The organism is Caulobacter sp. GW821-FHT10E02, assembly GCF_059415225.1.
The window spans coordinates 874979-892746 of sequence record NZ_JBWKMV010000001.1 but is presented as its reverse complement, the minus strand read 5'-3'; the positions used below and the strand labels follow the sequence as shown (position 1 = coordinate 892746).

Below are 17768 nucleotides of genomic sequence, written 5' to 3'. Positions count from 1 at the left end.
ATGCTGAGCTGGCTTGTTCGAAGCGCGCTGCAGCAGCGCGTTCTGGTCATCGCGATCGCCCTCGTCCTGGTGCTGCTGGGCCTGCGGGCGACCCAGGGCGTCCCCCTGGACGTCTTCCCCGAGTTCGCCCCGCCGATGGTCGAGGTGCAGACCGAAGGCCCGGGCCTGTCGACCGAGGAGATCGAGAACCTGGTGACCGTGCCGCTGGAAGCCGGCGTCAACGGCGTGCCCGGCCTCAAGACCCTGCGGTCCAAGTCGGTGCTGGGCCTGTCCTCGGTGGTCCTGATCTTCAAGGAAGGCACGGATGTCGTCCGCGCCCGCCAGCTGGTCCAGGAACGCGTGGCCATGGTCGCGCCGCGCCTGCCGGCAAGCGTCCGGCCGCCGGTCATGCTGCCGCCGCTGTCGGCCACCAGCCGGGCCATGAAGATCGGCATCTCGTCCAGGACCATGGACCAGATGGCCCTGTCGGAGCTGGTGCGGTGGACGCTGAAGCCGCGCCTGATGGCCGTGCCCGGCGTCGCCAATGTCGCCGTCTGGGGCCAGCGCGATCCACAGCTTCAAGTGCTGGTCGATCCAGCCCGTCTCAACACAGCCGGCGTCACCCTGGCCGAGGTACAGCGCGCCGCCGGCGACGCAGCGGTGATCGGCGGTGGCGGCTTCGTCGACACGCCCAACCAGCGCCTGGCCGTCCGCCACCTGGCGCCGGCCGTCACCGCCGAGGATCTGGCCCGCACGGTCATCAAGCTGTCCGGCGGCGCGCCTGTTCGTCTCGGCGACGTGGCCGAGGTCGTACGCGCCCACGCCGCCCCGATCGGCAGCGCTATCATCAACGACGGCCCGGGCCTGTTGCTGATCGTCGAGAAGCAACAGGGCAGCAATACGCTGGAGGTCACGCGCGGCGTCGAGGCGGCCCTGGCCGAACTGAAACCCGGCCTGACCGGCGTCGAGATCGACCCGACCATCTTCCGTCCCGCCACCTTCATCGAGCGCTCGATCGGCAACCTGACCAACGCCCTGTGGCTGGGCTGCGCGCTGGTGGCCATCGTGCTGATCGCCTTCACCCGCGACTGGCGCTCGGCGACTATCAGCCTGACGGCCATCCCGCTTTCGCTGCTGGGCGCGGCCCTGGTGCTGTCGTGGAGCGGCGCCAGCATCAACACCATGGTCATCGCCGGCCTGGTCATCGCCCTGGGCGAGATCGTCGACGACGCCATCATCGACGTCGAGAACATCGGCCGCCGCCTGCGGCTGAACCGCGCCTCGCCGACGCCCACCCCGCCCTTGCAGGTGGTGTTGCAGGCTTCGCTGGAAGTCCGCAGCGCCGTGGTCTTCGCCAGCCTGATCGTCATGCTGGTCTTCCTGCCGATCTTCTTCCTGGAAGGCGTCTCCGGCTCGTTCTTCCGCCCGCTGGCCACGGCCTACATCCTGGCGATCGGAACCTCGCTGCTCGTCGCCCTGACCGTGACGCCAGCCCTGTGCCTGTTCCTGCTGCCCAACGCCGCCGAGCGGTCGCGCGAGCCCGGCTATGTGCGCCGGCTCAAGGCCCGCTATCGCGCCTTCCTGCCCCGCATCCTGCACCGCCCGCGTCTGGCCGTCGGGATCATCATCGGCGGCCTGGCGCTGGCCGGCGTCGGCTCGCTGTTCACCAAGGACCAGTTCCTGCCGAACTTCCGCGAGACCGACTTCCTGATGCACTTCGTCGAGAAGCCTGGCACCTCGATCGAGGCCATGGAGCGGGTGACGATCCAGGCCAGCCGCGAGCTGCGGTCCATCCCGGGCGTGCGGAATTTCGGCTCGCACATCGGCCGGGCCGAAGGCGGCGACGAGGTCTATGGCCCGCACTTCACCGAACTGTGGATCAGCCTGGACGAGAAGGCCGACTACGACGCCAGCGTCGCCAAGATCCAGGAGGCCATCGACGGCTATCCCGGCCTCTATCGCGACGTGCTGACCTATCTGCGCGAGCGTATCAAGGAGGTGCTGACCGGCGCCGGCGCCAGCATCGTGGTCCGCATCTATGGCCCCGAGGTCGAAGGCCTGCGCGACACAGCCCAGACCGTGCGCGCGGCCCTGGCCGACGTGCCGGGCGTCACCGAGCTGAAGGTCGAGCAGCAGACCCTGATCCCCCAGATCCAGATCCAGCCGCGCGCCGAGGCCCTCGCTGCCTATGGCCTGACGCCCGGCGAGGTGCGCCGCGCCGTCAGCACGGTCATCGCCGGGACCAAGGTCGGCGAGGTCTATCGCGACCAGGTCAGCAACGATGTCGTCGTCTGGGGCGTCCCGGCCGCCCGGAGCGACCTGCATGCGATCGGCGACCTGCTGATCACCACCCCGCTGGGCGCCCAGGTCCGACTGTCGGAAGTGGCGCGGGTGCGGATCGCCCCGGCCGCCAACGAGATCAAGCGCGAGAACGGCTCGCGCCGGATCGACGTCACCCTGAACGTCGCTGGCAGTGATCTCGGGACGGTGGCCCGCGCGGTCGAGGCCAAAGTCGGCCAGGTGCGCTTTGCCCAGGGCTATCACCCCGAGGTGCTGGGCGAATATGCCGAGCGCCAGGCGTCGTCGCGGCGACTGGCGATGCTGGGCGCACTTTGCTTCCTGGGCGTGCTGCTGCTGGTCTGGCTGGAGTTCCGCAGCTTGCGGATCACCGCCCTGGTCGCCGTCAGCCTGCCCTTCGCCCTGCTGGGCGGCGTGGTCGCCGTGCTACTGTCCGGCGGGACCATGTCGCTGGGTTCCGTCGTCGGCTTCGTCACCGTGCTGGGCATCTCGGCCCGCAATGGCATCATGATGCTGAGCCACTTCCAGCACCTGGAGCGGCACGAGGGCGAGACCTTCGGCCCGGCCTTGATCCTGCGCGGGGCCGAGGAGCGGCTGGCGCCGATCCTGATGACCGCACTGTGCGCGGCCCTGGCCCTGCTGCCGCTGGTCGTCAACGGCGACAAGCCCGGCCATGAGATCGAGCACCCGATGGCGCTGGTGATACTGGGCGGCCTGGTCAGCTCCACCCTGCTGAACCTGCTGCTGATGCCGACCCTGTACGGCCGCTTCGGCCGCGCTCCCGAAACGAAAGGCCTGGCCCGATGAGGCGCTCGCTCTCCATCCTGGCGGCGTCTGCCGTGCTGGCCGGCTGCGCGACCACGCCGACGCCGTCACCGGTTCCGCCGGCCGCGGCCTTGGCGCCGTTCACGGGGACTCAGGCGGCGGGCGCCCTGCCCGACGCGCCGCCGAAACGCTGGTGGCGCCTGTTCGACGATCCGACGCTGGACGCCCACGTGCAGCGCGCCCTGGCTGCCAATCTCGACCTCAAGGTCGCCCTGGCCAATCTGGAGACCGCCCGTGCGGCGGCGCGCCAGGCGAGCGCCGCGCGCCTGCCCGCGACGGTCATCGAAAGCGGCGCGGGCCCGCAGCGCGCCGATCGCCAGCCCAGCACCTCCAGCGTGCCCAAGACCAGCTACGAGCTGGGCGCGACCGTCGCCTTCGAGATCGATCTCTTCGGCCGCCTGCGCCAGGCCGCCCTGGCCGCCAACGCCGATGCCGAAGCGGTCCAGGCCACCCATGACGCGGCGGCGGTCACCGTCGTGGCCGATACCGTCGGAGCCTATCTCGACCTCTGCATCGCCAATGCCGGCCTGACCCTAGCGCGCGAACTCGCCGCGACGCAGGCCAACGCCTTCGCGCTGGTCGAGGAACAGCTGAAGGCCGGCGAGGTGTCTCCGCTGGAACGCGCCCAGGCTGCCACCCTGCGCGACCAAGCCGCCGCCGCGATCCCGGACCTCGAAGCCGATCGCCGCCGCGCCCTATTCCGCCTGGCGACGCTGGAAGGCCTTCCGCCCGCTTCGGCCGCGAGCTTCGACGCCTCGTGCGCGACCATCCCCCGCATCGCATCGCCCTTCCGCGTCGGCGACGGCGCGGCCCTGCTGGCGCGGCGGCCCGACGTCCGTGAGGCCGAGCACCGGCTGGCCGGCGCAGCGGCCCGCGTCGGGGTCGCGCGCGCCGACCTCTATCCCCGCGTCCAGCTCGGCGGGTCGGGCGGACTGATCGGGGGCGGCACCGATGCCTTCCTGACGCCGCTGGTCACCTGGGCCTTCCCCAACCAGGCGGCGATCCGCGCCCGGATCGGCGCGACCGATGGCGCGCGAGCGGCCGCCCTGGCCGGCTGGGAGCGGACCGTGCTGCGCGCGCTTGAAGAGACCGAGACGGCGCTGTCGGACTATCAGGCCCTCACCACGCGGCGCGAGACTCTCGCGGCGGCGGCCCAATCCAGCGCCGAGGCCGCCCGCCGCGCCCAGGTCCGCCACCGTCTTGGCGCCGACACCTATCTGCTCGTGGTCGACGCCGAGCGCACCCGCAACGCCGCCGCAACGCAGGCGCTGGCCGCCGAAGCCGGGGTCGCCCGCGCCCAGGTGGCGGTGTTCCGCGCCCTGGGCGGCGGCTGGGAGGTCGCTCCCGATGGTCCAGGACGCTAGACTGCGCGCATGAAGATCCTGATCGCCGAAGACGACGAAGAGACCGCCGCCTTCCTGACCCAGGGCCTGCGCGAGGTCGGCCACGTCACCTCGCTGGCGAGCACGGGCCATGACGCGCTGTTCCTGGCCACCAGCGAGACGTTCGACGTCATGGTCCTGGATCGCATGCTGCCTGGCCTCGATGGCCTGTCGGTGCTGAAGATGCTGCGCGCCGGCGGAGTGCGGACGCCAGCCCTGATGCTGACCGCCGTCAGCCGCATCGTCGATCGGGTCGAGGCCCTGGAGAACGGCGCCGACGACTATCTGATCAAGCCGTTCGCCTTCTCGGAGCTGCACGCGCGACTGAACGTCATCGCCCGCCGCCCCGCGCCGCCGGAGGCCGAACGGGCGCTCACTGTGCTGGACCTGGAGCTCGACCTGCAGAAACGCATCGCCCGCCGGGGCGGCCGGCGACTGGACCTGCAGCCACGCGAGTTCACGATGCTGGAAGCCCTGATGCGCAACGCCCATAGGGTGATGACCCGCACCATGCTGCTGGAGCAGGTGTGGGACTTCGACTTCGATCCGCGCACCAACATCGTCGAAACCCACATCAGCCGGCTGCGCGCCAAGCTGAACGCCGGCTTCGCGGAGGACGCGATCATCACGGTGCGCGGCTCGGGCTACATGATCCGCAGCGAATGATCAGGAGCCTTCCCCGCTCGACCGCGGGCCTGGTGGCCCTAGTGGCGGTCGCCCTGGCCGTCACGACCGTCCTGCTCGGCTTCGTCGTCTACAGTGTCTCGCACGAGGCGCTTGAGCGGCAGCTCGACCACCGGATCGCCGTGGAGACGCACGGCCTTCTGGCGCTGCACCGTCACGGCGGGCTCAAGGCGCTTGAGACCGGGATCGAGCAGCGCGAGGCGACCGAGCGGAGCGACGGGATGGGCTACATCCTGGAGGACGCCCAGGGACGGCGCCTGGCCGGGGCGCTGCGGTCGACGACGCCCCAGCCGGGCTGGCTGGAGTTCCTGCACTCCGAAGACGGGCGCACATCCCAGGCCCTGACGACCGCCCTGTCCGACGGCGCGCACCTGACCGTGGCGGCGGACCGCGCGCCGATCGGCGAGATCGACCTGGCGGTCCTCAAGGCCTTCGGTGTCGCCTTTTCGCTGATGCTGGCCGCCGGCGTCGGGGGCGCATGGTTGCTCGGCTCGGTGATCCGCCATCGCCTGAGCCGGATCAACGCCGCCGCCGAGGCGATCATCGATGGCGACCTGACCCGGCGCGTGCCCCGCGATCCTGCGCCCAACGAGTTCGACGATCTGGCCGCCACGCTCAATCGTATGCTGGATCGCAACGAGGCGCTGCTGGAGAACCTGCAGCAGGTCTCCAGCGACATCGCCCACGACATGCGCACCCCGCTGGCCCGCCTGCGCAACGTGCTGGACGCGGCCATGCGCCAGGAGCTGGGTGCCGAACAGGCGAAGGACGCCCTGGCGCACGCCTCCCGGCACGCCGAGGACCTGCTGGATCTCTTCGCGGCCCTGTTGCGGATCTCCGAGATCGAGAGCTTCCAGGTCCGCAGCGCCTTCCAGCCGACGAACCTGTCGGCGGTCGCCGAGCGCTGCATCGATGCGCTGCGTCCGGACGTCGAAGCCGAAGGCTATACGCTCGTCGCCGACCTGGCGCCGGACGTCGTCTTGGATGGCGACCGGCATCTGCTCTCCCAGCTGATCGTCAACCTGATCGAGAACGCCGCGCGCCATACGCCGCCGGGCAGCACGATCCAGGTTCGACTGGCCCTGGCCGGCGACCATGCCGACCTCTCGGTCAGCGACAACGGTCCGGGCATCCCGGCCGATCGGCATGCCTTCGTCCTTCGCCGGTTCTCGCGCCTGGAGCAGAGTCGCCACAAGCCGGGCAATGGTCTGGGCCTGAGCCTGGCGGCGGCCATAGCCAGGGCGCACTTCGCGGAGCTGCGCTTGAGCGACGCCGGCCCCGGACTGGATGTATCGCTCCGTCTAGCGACTATTCGGTAGGTCGACGACCAGGGTCAGGCCGCGCGCGCTGGGACGAACCCGGATGCTTCCGTCATGCGCAGCGACGATGGCCGACACGATCGACAGGCCCAGGCCGTGCCCAGGCGACGAGCGGGCGGCGTCCAGCCGGACGAAGCGCTTGAAGATCCGGTCACGCAGCTCGGGCGGCACGCCGGGGCCGTCGTCGGCGACCTCCAGCTCGGCCCGGCCGGCTGTATTGCGCAGGCGAACCTCGACATGGGCCTTCGGTCCGGCGTGGACCAGGGCGTTGTCCAGCAGGTTCGACAGCGCGCGCTGGAGTAGCCGCTGATCGCCGCGCACTTCGACCGGCTCAAGATCCAGGTCGAGCGTCATGCCCGCCGCCTCGAACGCCGGGCCATAGGCTTCGGCCAGTTCGCGGATCGCCGCCTCCAGCGCCACCGGCCCAAACCGGTCACGCACCGAGCGCCCCTCGAGTTCCGAGAGCGCCATCAGGCTGGAGAGCAGGTCCTGGAGGCCGTCGACCTCCTGCAAAGCCCCGTTCAGCCCTTCGCGCTGCGGCTGGGTCGTGGCGATCGCCTCGGCGTCTTCCAGGCGCGCCCGCAGGCGGGTCAGCGGCGTGCGCAGATCGTGGGCGATGTCACCGGAGACCTGGCGCAGATTGCCCATCAGGTCGCCGATGCGGTCGAGCATCCGGTTGAGGACCTGGGCCAGCTGATCGAACTCGCCGCCCGAGCCGTCGATCGGCATGCGACGCGACAGGTCGCCGCCCATGATGCCTTCCGCCGTGGTCTGGATCGCATTCAGGCGGCGCTGCACCACCCGGCCGAACAGCAGCATGGCCAGCAGGCTGGCGGCGATCATGATGCCGAAGTTGATCTGGAACAGCCGCTTGAGCGAGCGGTCGATCTTGTGGAGGCCGCCGCGATCGGCGGCGACGATCAGGCGGCCGCCGTGCTCCAGCGGGCTGTTCATCGCCTGGGCGACGCCCTTGGAGCCATCGGCGCGCTGGAAGCGGGCGAACTCGCTCCAACCGGGCGGCGGAACCGCGCCGTTGAAGTCGCCGGCTCGGCGGCGGCCCTGCGCGTCGAGGACGAGATAGCCCATGCCGTTGCCCTCCTCGCTCGCCGCGCTGAGGTAGCCGATCATCCGCCGGCTGGTCGGCTGGGTGCGATCGTTGACGGCGCTGACCAGGACATCAAAGTTCGTCCGCGAATAGGTCGCCAGCAGGGACGCGGTCTCAAGCTCGATGCGCCGATCGAGCTGACGCTCGATCTCGTGGTGCACCTTGTCGAAGGTGATCGCCCCGACCGCCAGGGTCAGGACGCAGGACACCCCCGCCACCGTGAGCGCCAGGCCGCCGATCGAGCGCGGGAGCCGCCTAAACACCGTCATCCATCATGTAGCCGGCGCCCCTGACAGTGCGAATGGCGCTGCGGGAAAAGCCCTCGTTCAGCTTGGAGCGCAGGCGCGACATGTGGGTCTCGACGATGTTGGTCTTGGGGTCGAAGCCGAAGTTCCAGACCCGGTCCAGCAGCATGGTCCGGGTGACGATGCGACCCGGACTGCGCATCAGCTGCTCCAGCAGCATGAACTCGCGCGGCTGCAGTTCCACGACGCGCCCACCTCGGCGGACCTCGCGCCGTAGCAGGTTCATCTCCACGTCCGCGATCCGCAGCACGGCCGTGGGCTCGGCGGTCGCGGGCCGGCGGCCCAGCGCCATGACCCGCGCGGCGAGCTCGGAGAAGGCGAACGGCTTGACCAGATAGTCGTCCGCGCCCTCCTCCAGGCCCGTGACCCGGTCGTGGATCTGCGACATCGCCGTCAGCATCAGGATCGGGGTGTTGTCGCCCGCCGCCCTCAGCGCCTTCAGCAGCGACAGGCCGTCGATGCCGGGCACCATGCGATCCAGCACCACGACGTCGAAGCTGGCCGACGACAGGCGCTGCAAGGCGGTGACGCCGTCCGTGGACAGCTCGACCTGGTGTCCACGCTCCTTCAGTCCCCGTGCGACGAAGTCAGCGGTCTCGGCGTCGTCCTCAAGCAAAAAGACGTTCAAGGCGCGACGCTCCACAGGCGCGCGCGGCGAACCTCGAACATTAGCGCCAGATTGGCCTGACTATACATTTTCCCAACATTGCCCACGAGGCGTCGACACCGCCCGCCCAGGCGCTATCTGCTGATAACGCGACTTGCTCGCAATACAATAGCCGATCGAACCCCGATGTCCCAAGCCAGTGCAATGCTTCGCCTGAACGGCCGACGTCTGCGCCCGCGCCTGGGCGGACAGTTCGCCATCCAGACCGCCACGCCCGAGCCCAAGCCGGTCACCGCGCCGGCTCACAGCGGACTGCGGGCCAGCGTCGCCGAACGCTGCGAGGCGCTGGGCGTTCGCCTGACCGCCAAGCGCCAGCGCCTGGCCGAGGTCTTCGACATGGTCCCCGCCCCCATCGACCTGGAGACGGTCTGGTGGAAGGCCGTGGAGCTGGAGCTTGAGGTCAACCGGTCGTCGCTGCATCGCCTGGCCAACGACTTGGTCACGGTCGGCGTGCTGCGCGAGATCGGGGTCTCCGACCGCCGCACGCGCTACGCCACCCCGCCGGCCGTGGTGGTGGAGATTGCGGCCGGCGCGTCCGCCACCACCGAGAACGATCCGACCTTGATCGAGCATCTTCTGGATGCTCTGGCCCGCCACGGCTTGGACGCCGCCGGCCGCCGCATCGTCATCAGCCTCGCCGACTGACGGCTGACGGAGTGGATCATGACTGACGCCGTCGCGGATCAGGCGCTGGATCCAGAAGCTCGCCAGGCTGAAGCTGGCGCAAAGGACCCTATCCCCGGCTTCCAGCTCGACTGCGCGCTGCCCAGGGAGGTCGTTCACGACGAGCTCGCATCGATTGTATCGGCGAGATCGCGATAGGCCTGGATCGGCGCCGAGCGCAGGAACGCGATCAGCTTGCCTCTGAAGGCCGGCGTCGCCGTCTCGGCGGACCGGCGGAACTGTTCGAGCGCCGCCTCGACCTCGCCGCGCGAAGCCAGGACACGGCCCAGATTGAACTGCCCTCGGAAGTCGCCACCCGCCGCCGCGCGGGCGTAGTGCTCGGCCGCGATCGCGTAGTCTTGCGGGACCTCCCAGCCGTCTTCGTGGAAGCCGCCGACGATGTTCATCGACTTGGCGTGACCCAGCGCGGCCGCGCGCTGGAACCAGGCCAGCGCTTCGGCCCGGTTCTCGGCGACGCCGTCGCCCAGCATCAGACGGGTGGCGTGGTTGTACATGCCCCACTCGTCGCCACGCTCGGCGGCCTGGCGATACCATTGCGCGGCGACGACGATGTCGGCCGGCGCGCCCCAGCCATTCTCATAACAGCGCCCGACCATGTTGAAGGCCAAGGCGTCGTCCCCGGCCGCGGCCTTGAGGAACCAGGCCAACGCCTGACCCGGATCAGCCGGCCCACCGAAGCCGTCGAGCAGCATCTGCGCCAGCAGCGCCTGGGCCCGGGGCGCGCCGCGTTCGGCCAGGCCGGTCATCCAGGCGCGCGCCGCCTCGGGCGGTCCCGACATCTTGCGCGCGATCTCGGCGACCAGCGGATCGGTGGAACTGGAAGTGGCGTCGGTCATGAAAGGTCCACGCGAACAGATGAGGCCGCCCCAGCCTAGACTGGAGCGGCCTTGAGCCAAGTCCGTCGGGGAGGACTAGAACTTGGCGTTCAGGGAGAATACCGCCGAGCGCCCGGGGGCGATGGTGGCGTAGTGGGTCGGATAGGCCTGGCTGAAATAGGTCTTGTCGGTCAGGTTCTGGATGTTCAGCTGCGCGGTCAGATGGTCGTTGATCACGTAGCTGGCGTTGGCGTCGAAGCGCCAGTAGCTGGGCACGAACTTGGGCAGGGTCGGGTTGGTGCTGCCCATGACCTTGGCCATGTAATTGGCGCCGCCGCCGATCGTCAGGCGCGGCAGCACCTTGTAGGTCGTCCACAGCGAGGCGCTGTTCTTGGGCGTGTTCGGGAAGGGCTGGCCGTCGGTCAGGCCGGCCGCCGCGCCCGAGCCGCCGTTCTTCACCAGGATGGCGTCCAGATAGGTGTAGCCGCCGAAGACGTCCCACTTGTCGGTGATCGAGCCCGAAGCCCCGACCTCGAAGCCGCGCACGCGCTTCTCGCCGGCCATGGCCACGGTGCCGTCGGTCTGGGTGATGCGGGCGTTGCTGGTCTTGACCTCGAACACCGCGCCGGTCAGCGCCAGCTTGCCGCCGAACACGTCCCACTTCGCGCCGGCTTCCAGCGTGTGGTTCTTCTCGGGGCTGAGGGCGGCGTTGACGTCGCTGCTGAGCGGTGTGCTCTCGCTGCCCTGGGCGATCGAGCTGCCCGAGGGCGTCGAGGCGGTGGCGTAGGAGACGTAGAGCGCGCTAGCCGAGGTCGGCTTGTAGACGGCGGCCGCCTGGTAGTTCCACAGCTTGTCTTCACGGTTGAAGGTGCTGCGGGCGAACGGCGTCGTGGCGGCGCGGGCGCTGGTGAAGCGGGCGTCGTAGTCGTCGTAGCGGACGCCCAGGTTCAGCTGCCACTGCGGCGTCAGCTCGACCGTGTCGAAGGCGTAGAGCGACTTGGTGACCGTGCGGGCGTTGGTCGGATTGTTGACCCGCGAGATCGTGCCGGTGAAGGCGTCGTTCGGGTTGGGGTTGTTGACGGTCGTACAGACGAAGGCGGCGATCGCGGCCGACGAGCAGGTGTTGTAGGTGGCCGCCAAGGCGCCGTTGTAGAAGACATTGTAGCTGTCGTTCTCGCCTTCCTCGCGCGAGAATTCCAGGCCGGTGGCGAAGTTGTGAACCACCGAGCCGGTGTTGAACTTGCCGTAGAAGTCGGTCTGGTTGGTCAGGTAGCTGACCTCGGTGACGCGGCTGTTGGGACGGCGCCAGATCAGGCCGTAATAGAGGTTGCCCTTGCTGTCGTCCGGCTGGGTCCAGATGTAATCCTGGGCGCTCTCGGCGTAGCGGGTGGTGTTGCGCAGGTGAACGTCGTGGCTGAAGTCGTGCTCCAGGCGCACGGTGGCCATGTCGACGCGCTCCTTGCGGAAGTCGCGATCCTTGACGCCGTAGAAGGTGCTGCGGTCGACCTTGATCGGCTCGCCGTTGCCCGTCTGCAGGACGCGCGGGCGGCCGTCGGTGCGGGCCGTGAAGGTAGGGTTGTTGTACGGGATGCCGGCGTCCGGCAGGTCGTCGCTCTGCAGGTGGTAGAAGCTGACCGTGGCGCGGTTGGGCGTGCCCAGGCCGAAGGCGATCGACGGCGCGACGCCCCAGCGCTTCTGGTGGACCTCGTCGCGACCGGCGACGCCCGCGTCGTGGACCATCAGGTTCAGGCGCACGGCCACGCCGTCGGCGATCACATGGTTCACGTCGAAGGTGGCGCGCTTGTAGTCGGCCGTGCCGAGGGCGACCTGGCCGCCGATCGAGTTCGTACGGTTCGGGGTCTTGTTGTTGATGTAGACGCCGCCGCCGGCGCCGCCACGGCCGGCATAGCTGCCGCTGGCGCCCTTGATGACCTCGATGCTCTCGGTGTTGAACACCTCGCGCGATTGGGCGCCGATGTCGCGCAGGCCGTCGACGAAGGTGCTGGACTGGGCGTCATAGCCGCGCAGGAACGGACGGTCGCCGACCGGGTTGCCGCCCTCGCCCGCGCCGAAGGTGATGCCCGGCACCGTGCGCAGGGCGTCGACCAGGCTGGCCGAGCCGGTCTGCTGAATCAGGTCCTGCGAGATCACCGTGATCGACTTCGGCGTATCGCGCAGCGGAACGGTCTGCTTGGGCGACAGGTTGGCCTTCTTGCCGTCGATCTGGACGCCGCTGACTTCGGTCTGCTCGTCGGACGGCGCGGTGGCGATCGCGCCATCGTTGGCGGTGACTTCGGCGTGGGCGGCCGACAGGCCAAGGCCGGCGACGCCCGCCACGGCGGCGGCGCTCAGCGCGCGACGGCTCCGGCTCCGGATACCCGGCGAAGACAAGGTGTTCATGCGGTAATCCCCAGACTTGCTCGACCGGGGAGGGTCGAGCGCCCTTTTGAAACTGAGAGGCGCTCTTAACTACACAATGCCAACACATCAATGCGAAGCATTCGCAACTAACATTGATAATTCCCAATGAACATTGGGTTTTCCCAATGTTTGCTTTCCGCTCTGGCGTCGAGGCAAGCCGGACGACTAGCCTGCGCCCTCGCCTACCGAGGACCGCGACATGGGATCGACCGCCAACTGGATCGGCTGGGCGCTGGGCTCGGCCAGCTTCGCGGCCCTGACCGCGATCTTCGCCAAGATCGGCATCAGCCAGATCAATTCGGACCTGGCGACCTTCATCCGCACGATCGTCATCTTGCTGGCGCTGGCGGCCTTCCTGACGGCGACCCGGCAATGGCAGCCGTTCGACACGGTGGGCGGCAGGACCTGGCTGTTCCTGATCCTGTCGGGCCTGGCCACCGGCGCGTCCTGGCTCTGCTATTTCAAGGCCTTGAAGCTGGGCGACGCCGCGCGCGTGGCCCCGGTCGACAAGCTCAGCGTCATCCTGGTGGCGGTGTTCGGCGTGGCCTTCCTGGGCGAGAAGCTGTCACCTGCGAACTGGCTGGGCGTCGCCTTCGTCGGGGCCGGCGTGCTGTTGCTGACCCTGCGGGCATAGCGCCAGAAGACCGGAAGCTTTCCGCGTCTATACAATTTCCCAATGACGCCGCCCGGTTGTCGACAATGTCCGTGGGAGGTCTACTGGAGGGGTTCGAACGGCCCTCCCCCGGCCTCGCCCTCGAACCTCGCCCATGGCCAGTCCCCCTTCCGTCGAACGCCTGAACGCCCGGGGCCAAGCCCTGCGCCAGCGGCGTATCGCGGTGTTCTCCACGCCGCCCGCTCCGGCCGGCGGTGAAGCGCCTCGCCTGCGCCGGACGATCGACCAGAGCTGCCGCGCGCAAGGCGTCGTCCTGACCGAGGAGCGCCGACGGCTGGCGATGATCTTCGACGAGACCGACGCGCCCCTGTCGGTCAGCGAGGTCTGGACCCGGGCCAGGGACCTCGACCTGAAGGCCAGCCGTTCGCACGTCTATGTCCTGATCCGCCACCTCGTGGCCTCGCGCGTGCTGATCATCGCCGAGAACGGTCACGCCATCCGCTATGCCGCGCCACTGGCCGCCCGGTTGGAGGTCCGTGAGGACGGCGGGCGCTCGGTGACGCTCATCGAGGATCCGACGGCGATCGAGGCCGTGATCGGCGCGCTGCTGCGCGCCGGCCGCAAGGTCGACGGCCACGACCTCGTCATCGACCTGACGCCCCGTGAGGCGCCCGCCGTCCCCTCGCCCTGACCCGGTCGCGCGCCCGTCACGCAAAGCGCCGATGATCCTCAAGGAATGCGCCCTTCCATGACCGAGCCCGCTGCTTCCGCCGCCCGCGCGCCGCTCCCGCTTCGCGTGCTGGTGATCGAGGATGAGCGCGAGACAGCCGAGCACATGCGCGAGGCGCTCACCGCGGCCGGCTGCCTGGCCGATCTGGCCGAGGACGGGCCCACGGGGCTGGACAGCGCGCTGACCGGCGCTTTCGACGTGCTGATCGTCGACCGGATGATCCCGGGTCTCGACGGACTGTCCGTCGTCGCACGCCTGCGGGCGGCGGGCGTCCAGACGCCGATCCTCTTCGTCACGTCGATGGGCGCGGTGGCCGACCGGGTCGACGGCCTGCACGCCGGCGGCGACGACTATCTGGTCAAGCCGTTCTCGTTCGCCGAACTCAATGCCCGCGTCGCCGCCCTGGCCCGCCGCTCGCCCGCGCCGCTACGCGAACGCACCCTGCTTCACTGCGCCGACCTGACGCTGGACCGCCTGGAACGGGCGGCCGCGCGCGACGGCCAGCCCATCGCCCTGCTGCCGCTGGAGTACAAGCTGCTCGAATATCTGATGCTGAACGCGGGCCAGGTCGTCACCCGCGCCATGCTGCTGGAGAAGGTCTGGGGCTTCCATTTCGACCCCCGCACCAACATCGTCGAGACCCACCTCAGCCGCCTGCGGGCCAAGATCGACCCGGCCGGCGCGCCGTCCCTGATCGCCACCGTGCGCGGCGAAGGCTACGTGATCCGGCCGCCGGCGACATGACCGGCCCGCTCGATTTCGAGGGCCTGGCCGAAACGCCACGCGGTCTCGCCCGGCTGAGCCGCAACACCGGCATGCGCCTGGCGCTGATCCAGGTCGTCATCGTCATCCTGGCCTTCACCCTGGCGGGCTATCTGGCCCAGGCCGCCATCAGCCGGCTCGACCGCGACATCATGCGCGAGCACGTGAGGGGCGAGATCGCCTCGCTGCGTGACGAGATCATCCAGAAGGGCCGCCCTCACCTGCCCTACACGGTCGCCAAGCGCACCCGGCTGTGGCGCGGCTTCGACTATCGCCTGGTCAAGGCCGACGGGACGCTGGAGGCCGGACGCCTGCCCGAACCCAGCGAGATGGGCTGGACGGAGCTGGCCGGCGTGCCTTCGCGGACCGACGACGCCAGCCTGCACCGGTTCCTGGTCTTCACCGAGCGCCTGGCCGACGGCTCGCGCCTTTCGGTCGGCCAGGACCTGTCGATCGCGGCGGGCCAGATGCGGGCCGTCAATCAGGTGCTGTTCCTTTGCGGCGCGCTGGGCGCGGTGTTCTGCCTGGGCGCCTCATTCGCCTTCAACCTCCAGGCCTGGCGGCGCATCGCCCAGGTGGCGCGGTCGGCGCGGCTGGTCTCGGCCGGCCGCCTGGACGTCCGCACGCCTGTCCGGCCTAGCCGCACGCCCGATGATCTCGACGAGCTGGCCCTTGCCTTCAACGGCATGCTCGACCGCATCGGCGCGCTGATCGACCAGCTGCGCCAGGTGACCACCGACATCGCCCACGATATGCGCACGCCGCTGACCCGGCTGCGCCACAAGATCGAGCGCCTGCGCGGCACGCTGGACCCGGACTCGTCGCAGGCCCTGGCGGTCGCCCGGCTGGACGACGACGTCGGCGAGATCCTGCGCACCTTCGACGCCCTGTTGCAGCTTTCCGAGATCAGCCGCCAGGACCGGCCGGACGCAGTCATGGACCTGGCCGGCGCGGCCCTGCATGTCGCCGAGGCCTTCCGCCCCGACATCGAGGCCAGCGGCCGCCGGCTGGACGTGGCCTGCGTCCCGGCCCCGGCGGCGGCCGATCCGGCGCTGATCGCCCAAGTCTGCGCCAACCTGCTGGAGAACGCCCTGCGCCATACGCCGGTGGGCGCCCGTATCAGGCTGGAGACCTCGGCGGGCGAGAGCGGCTCGCGCCTGCGGATCGCCGACGACGGGCCGGGCGTGCCGGCCGAGGCCCGCGAGGCGGCGATCAAACCCTTTGTGCGCCTGGAGGCCAGCCGCACCACCAAGGGCTCGGGCCTGGGCCTGTCGATCGTGGCCGCCATCGCCCGGCGCAGCGGCGCCCGCATGATGCTGGGCGACGCCGAACCGGGCCTGGTGGTCGATCTGGTCTTTCCGCCGCCTGGCGCGGCGGACGCTTAGCGATCCAGCACGAGGACCGCGAAGGTCCCGGGCTGCTGAACAGGCTTGCCGCCGGGCTTGGCGGGCGCGTCATACTTGGCCGACGGCAGATAGACCTTGCCGGTGGTCGGATCGATCGTGCCCGTCTTCGAGCCCGTCTGGGTCGTGATCTTGCCAACCACCGCCACGTCGGTGGCGCTGCGGACAGCGATCACCGACAGCGTGCCGTCGCCGCCGCTGGGGATGTAGGCCAGGTTGCGCGCAGGATCGAAGAAGGCCGCGTCCGGCTTGGGACCGATCTTCAGCGTCGAGACGATCTTGCCGTCGACGGCTGACACCGCCTTGGCCACGCCGTTGGCGCAGGCCGAGATCAGCACCTTCGAGGACGCCGCATAGGCCAGGCCGCTGGGCTCCTCGCAGCCGTCCAGCTTCCACTTGGCGGTGACCTTGTGCGCGGCCATGTCGATCACGGCGATCTCGCCGGTGTCCTCGATATTGACGAACACCCGGCCCGCGCCGTCGGCCGCGCCGAATTCCAGCGTGCCGCCGACCGGGATCGCGCCGACGGCCTTGCCGGCCTTCAGGTCGATCAGGGTGATGTCGCCGCCGTGGCCGTTCATGACCAAGGCGAGACCGGTGGTCGGCTCAATCAGGGCCGCGTCGGGGCTCACGCCCGTCGGAACTGTGGCGCGCACCGCGCCGGTCATGGCGCTAGCCAGGACGGCGGTGTTGCTCGACCCATTGGTGACTAGAATCTCGTCGCCGCCCGGCAGCGGCAGGGCGATGTGCGCCTTCTGGGCCGGCAGCAAGCTGGGCGTCACCTTGCCGGTGTCGACGTCGATAGCGGTGATCATCGCGCCATGGGCGACATAGAGCCGATGATGGGCCGGGTCGAAATTGGCGTAGTCCCACGGACCGTCGGGCCCGGCGATGCGCTGGGTGATCTTCAGCGGCGGCGTGGCCGCATTGGCGGCGCCGACCAGCGCCAGGCCGGCGGCCAGGGCGAGAGAGATGATCTTCATGCGGTAATCCTCGTACAATGTCGGAGACGGTGACCGACGCCGCCGTGGGGCGTCGGTCCCATCGAATTCGCTATTGGGCCAAGCCCGCGCCCTTCAGCTCGGCGTGCGCCGCCGAGAGCTTGGCCTGGAAGGTCGGGTCCTTCAGCAGCGTGGCGACGAAGGCGGCCGCCAGGGCCTGGCTGGCGCGGGTGTCGGTGACATAGTGCGAACCGCAGACGACCCGGCTGTAGGCGTAGTCCTGGCCGCGCGTCATCAGCACCTGGGCCTTTTCCGGGATCAGCACCGCCAGGGTCATGGCCAGCGAATAGCCGAGCGTCGAATGGCCGCTGGGATACGAGGTCAGCGGCTTGTCGTCCGGATCGCAGCTCTTGATCGAGGCGTCGACGGCCCAGGGGCGCTTGCGCAGGAAGAGCTTCTTGGCGCCGCTGGCGGCGATCGAGGCGTCGTTCTTGACGATGCTCAGGACGGCGTTGGTGGCCGGGAGCTTGGCCATGTCGAAGCGCTCGCCCAGGGTCAGGACGAACATTGAGGGGTCCTCGTGGTCGTCGTCCCACTTGGCCTGGGCGCGGCGCTCGGGCGAGGCCTCGGCGATGATGCGGCGGATCTCGGCCAGGTCGGCCCTCTCGGCGGCCGAGCCTTCGGCGGGCGGCGGCGGCAGCAGCCGAGCCGGATCGACGTCGGCCGGAACCAGCAGCTGCAGGACCTTCTCGGGCTTGGCCGGCGCGGTCTGGGCGATCGCCGGCAGGGGCGCGGCGATGATCGCCGCGCTGATCAGGAGGTGGCGGAGCATGGG

Annotated in this window: 15 protein-coding genes; 9 read left to right on the top strand and 6 right to left on the bottom strand. The window is 69.7% G+C overall.

All coding sequences use genetic code 11. The annotated features are described in order from the left end of the window. From AC07NI_RS04105 to AC07NI_RS04090, 4 genes are read left to right on the top strand one after another with little or no spacing between them, the layout of a single operon-like run. Positions 1-3084, top strand: a complete 3084-nt coding sequence (locus tag AC07NI_RS04105; RefSeq protein ID WP_494616398.1) for an efflux RND transporter permease subunit — start codon at positions 1-3, stop codon at positions 3082-3084. Beyond that, positions 3081-4466, top strand: coding sequence for an efflux transporter outer membrane subunit (locus AC07NI_RS04100; RefSeq protein ID WP_494616397.1), 1386 nt, complete (start codon positions 3081-3083; stop codon positions 4464-4466). Before AC07NI_RS04105 ends, AC07NI_RS04100 begins: the two co-directional genes overlap by 4 nt. Positions 4467-4475: 9 nt before the next feature. Continuing rightward, on the top strand, positions 4476-5150 hold the full coding sequence (locus tag AC07NI_RS04095) for a response regulator transcription factor (RefSeq protein WP_494616396.1): 675 nt from the start codon (positions 4476-4478) through the stop codon (positions 5148-5150). Next, on the top strand, positions 5147-6487 hold the full coding sequence (locus tag AC07NI_RS04090; protein ID WP_494616395.1) for a sensor histidine kinase: 1341 nt from the start codon (positions 5147-5149) through the stop codon (positions 6485-6487). The genes AC07NI_RS04095 and AC07NI_RS04090 overlap by 4 nt, the downstream gene beginning before the upstream one ends. Here AC07NI_RS04090 and AC07NI_RS04085 read toward each other — a convergent pair. Next, the gene (locus AC07NI_RS04085) at positions 6470-7861 is read right to left on the bottom strand and encodes a sensor histidine kinase (RefSeq protein ID WP_494616394.1); all 1392 of its coding nucleotides are present in this window, start codon (positions 7859-7861) and stop codon (positions 6470-6472) included. The two genes, AC07NI_RS04090 and AC07NI_RS04085, sit on opposite strands and share 18 nt — an antisense overlap. Next, on the bottom strand, positions 7848-8525 hold the full coding sequence (locus AC07NI_RS04080; protein WP_494616393.1) for a response regulator transcription factor: 678 nt from the start codon (positions 8523-8525) through the stop codon (positions 7848-7850). The genes AC07NI_RS04085 and AC07NI_RS04080 overlap by 14 nt, the downstream gene beginning before the upstream one ends. Positions 8526-8708: 183 nt before the next feature. Between AC07NI_RS04080 and AC07NI_RS04075 the strand changes: the two genes are divergently transcribed. After that, complete coding sequence (locus AC07NI_RS04075; protein ID WP_494616392.1) at positions 8709-9209, top strand: hypothetical protein; 501 nt, start codon at positions 8709-8711, stop codon at positions 9207-9209. Positions 9210-9343: 134 nt separating this feature from the next. On the opposite strand, the gene AC07NI_RS04070 is transcribed toward AC07NI_RS04075, so the two are convergent. Together AC07NI_RS04070 and AC07NI_RS04065 are read right to left on the bottom strand one after the other, a co-directional pair. Next, positions 9344-10084 (bottom strand): tetratricopeptide repeat protein, encoded by a 741-nt coding sequence (locus AC07NI_RS04070; protein ID WP_494616391.1) that lies wholly within the window; start codon positions 10082-10084, stop codon positions 9344-9346. Positions 10085-10159: 75 nt separating this feature from the next. After that, positions 10160-12463 carry a TonB-dependent receptor gene (locus AC07NI_RS04065; RefSeq protein ID WP_494616390.1) on the bottom strand — a complete coding sequence of 768 codons (2304 nt, stop codon included), beginning with the start codon at positions 12461-12463 and terminating at the stop codon, positions 10160-10162. A gap of 220 nt (positions 12464-12683) precedes the next feature. Between AC07NI_RS04065 and AC07NI_RS04060 the strand changes: the two genes are divergently transcribed. From AC07NI_RS04060 to AC07NI_RS04045, 4 genes are all read left to right on the top strand, one after another. Then, positions 12684-13118, top strand: coding sequence for an EamA family transporter (locus tag AC07NI_RS04060; protein ID WP_494616389.1), 435 nt, complete (start codon positions 12684-12686; stop codon positions 13116-13118). Between the two features lie 133 nt (positions 13119-13251). Continuing rightward, entirely contained in the window at positions 13252-13788 is a 537-nt protein-coding gene (locus AC07NI_RS04055; protein WP_494616388.1) for a hypothetical protein, read from the top strand. 57 nt (positions 13789-13845) lie between these two features. Next, positions 13846-14571, top strand: a complete 726-nt coding sequence (locus AC07NI_RS04050) for a winged helix-turn-helix domain-containing protein (RefSeq protein ID WP_494616387.1) — start codon at positions 13846-13848, stop codon at positions 14569-14571. After that, the gene (locus AC07NI_RS04045) at positions 14568-15974 is read left to right on the top strand and encodes a sensor histidine kinase (protein ID WP_494616386.1); all 1407 of its coding nucleotides are present in this window, start codon (positions 14568-14570) and stop codon (positions 15972-15974) included. Before AC07NI_RS04050 ends, AC07NI_RS04045 begins: the two co-directional genes overlap by 4 nt. Here AC07NI_RS04045 and AC07NI_RS04040 read toward each other — a convergent pair. Then, the gene (locus AC07NI_RS04040; protein WP_494616385.1) at positions 15971-16975 is read right to left on the bottom strand and encodes a YncE family protein; all 1005 of its coding nucleotides are present in this window, start codon (positions 16973-16975) and stop codon (positions 15971-15973) included. The two genes, AC07NI_RS04045 and AC07NI_RS04040, sit on opposite strands and share 4 nt — an antisense overlap. 70 nt (positions 16976-17045) lie before the next feature. Beyond that, positions 17046-17765, bottom strand: coding sequence for an acid phosphatase (locus tag AC07NI_RS04035; RefSeq protein WP_494616384.1), 720 nt, complete (start codon positions 17763-17765; stop codon positions 17046-17048). Positions 17766-17768: the final 3 nt, after the last annotated feature.

Excerpts from the sequence above, each read along its gene's own strand:
- AC07NI_RS04035 (WP_494616384.1), bottom strand. The coding sequence starts at position 17,765 with ATGCTCCGCCACCTCCTGATCAGCGCGGCGATCATCGCCGCGCCCCTG.
- AC07NI_RS04090 (WP_494616395.1), top strand. The coding sequence starts at position 5,147 with ATGATCAGGAGCCTTCCCCGCTCGACCGCGGGCCTGGTGGCCCTAGTG.
- AC07NI_RS04060 (WP_494616389.1), top strand. The coding sequence starts at position 12,684 with ATGGGATCGACCGCCAACTGGATCGGCTGGGCGCTGGGCTCGGCCAGC.
- AC07NI_RS04055 (WP_494616388.1), top strand. The coding sequence starts at position 13,252 with ATGGCCAGTCCCCCTTCCGTCGAACGCCTGAACGCCCGGGGCCAAGCC.
- AC07NI_RS04065 (WP_494616390.1), bottom strand. The coding sequence starts at position 12,463 with ATGAACACCTTGTCTTCGCCGGGTATCCGGAGCCGGAGCCGTCGCGCG.
- AC07NI_RS04070 (WP_494616391.1), bottom strand. The coding sequence starts at position 10,084 with ATGACCGACGCCACTTCCAGTTCCACCGATCCGCTGGTCGCCGAGATC.
- AC07NI_RS04045 (WP_494616386.1), top strand. The coding sequence starts at position 14,568 with ATGACCGGCCCGCTCGATTTCGAGGGCCTGGCCGAAACGCCACGCGGT.
- AC07NI_RS04040 (WP_494616385.1), bottom strand. The coding sequence starts at position 16,975 with ATGAAGATCATCTCTCTCGCCCTGGCCGCCGGCCTGGCGCTGGTCGGC.
- AC07NI_RS04085 (WP_494616394.1), bottom strand. The coding sequence starts at position 7,861 with ATGACGGTGTTTAGGCGGCTCCCGCGCTCGATCGGCGGCCTGGCGCTC.
- AC07NI_RS04050 (WP_494616387.1), top strand. The coding sequence starts at position 13,846 with ATGACCGAGCCCGCTGCTTCCGCCGCCCGCGCGCCGCTCCCGCTTCGC.
- AC07NI_RS04095 (WP_494616396.1), top strand. The coding sequence starts at position 4,476 with ATGAAGATCCTGATCGCCGAAGACGACGAAGAGACCGCCGCCTTCCTG.
- AC07NI_RS04105 (WP_494616398.1), top strand. The coding sequence starts at position 1 with ATGCTGAGCTGGCTTGTTCGAAGCGCGCTGCAGCAGCGCGTTCTGGTC.
- AC07NI_RS04075 (WP_494616392.1), top strand. The coding sequence starts at position 8,709 with ATGCTTCGCCTGAACGGCCGACGTCTGCGCCCGCGCCTGGGCGGACAG.
- AC07NI_RS04100 (WP_494616397.1), top strand. The coding sequence starts at position 3,081 with ATGAGGCGCTCGCTCTCCATCCTGGCGGCGTCTGCCGTGCTGGCCGGC.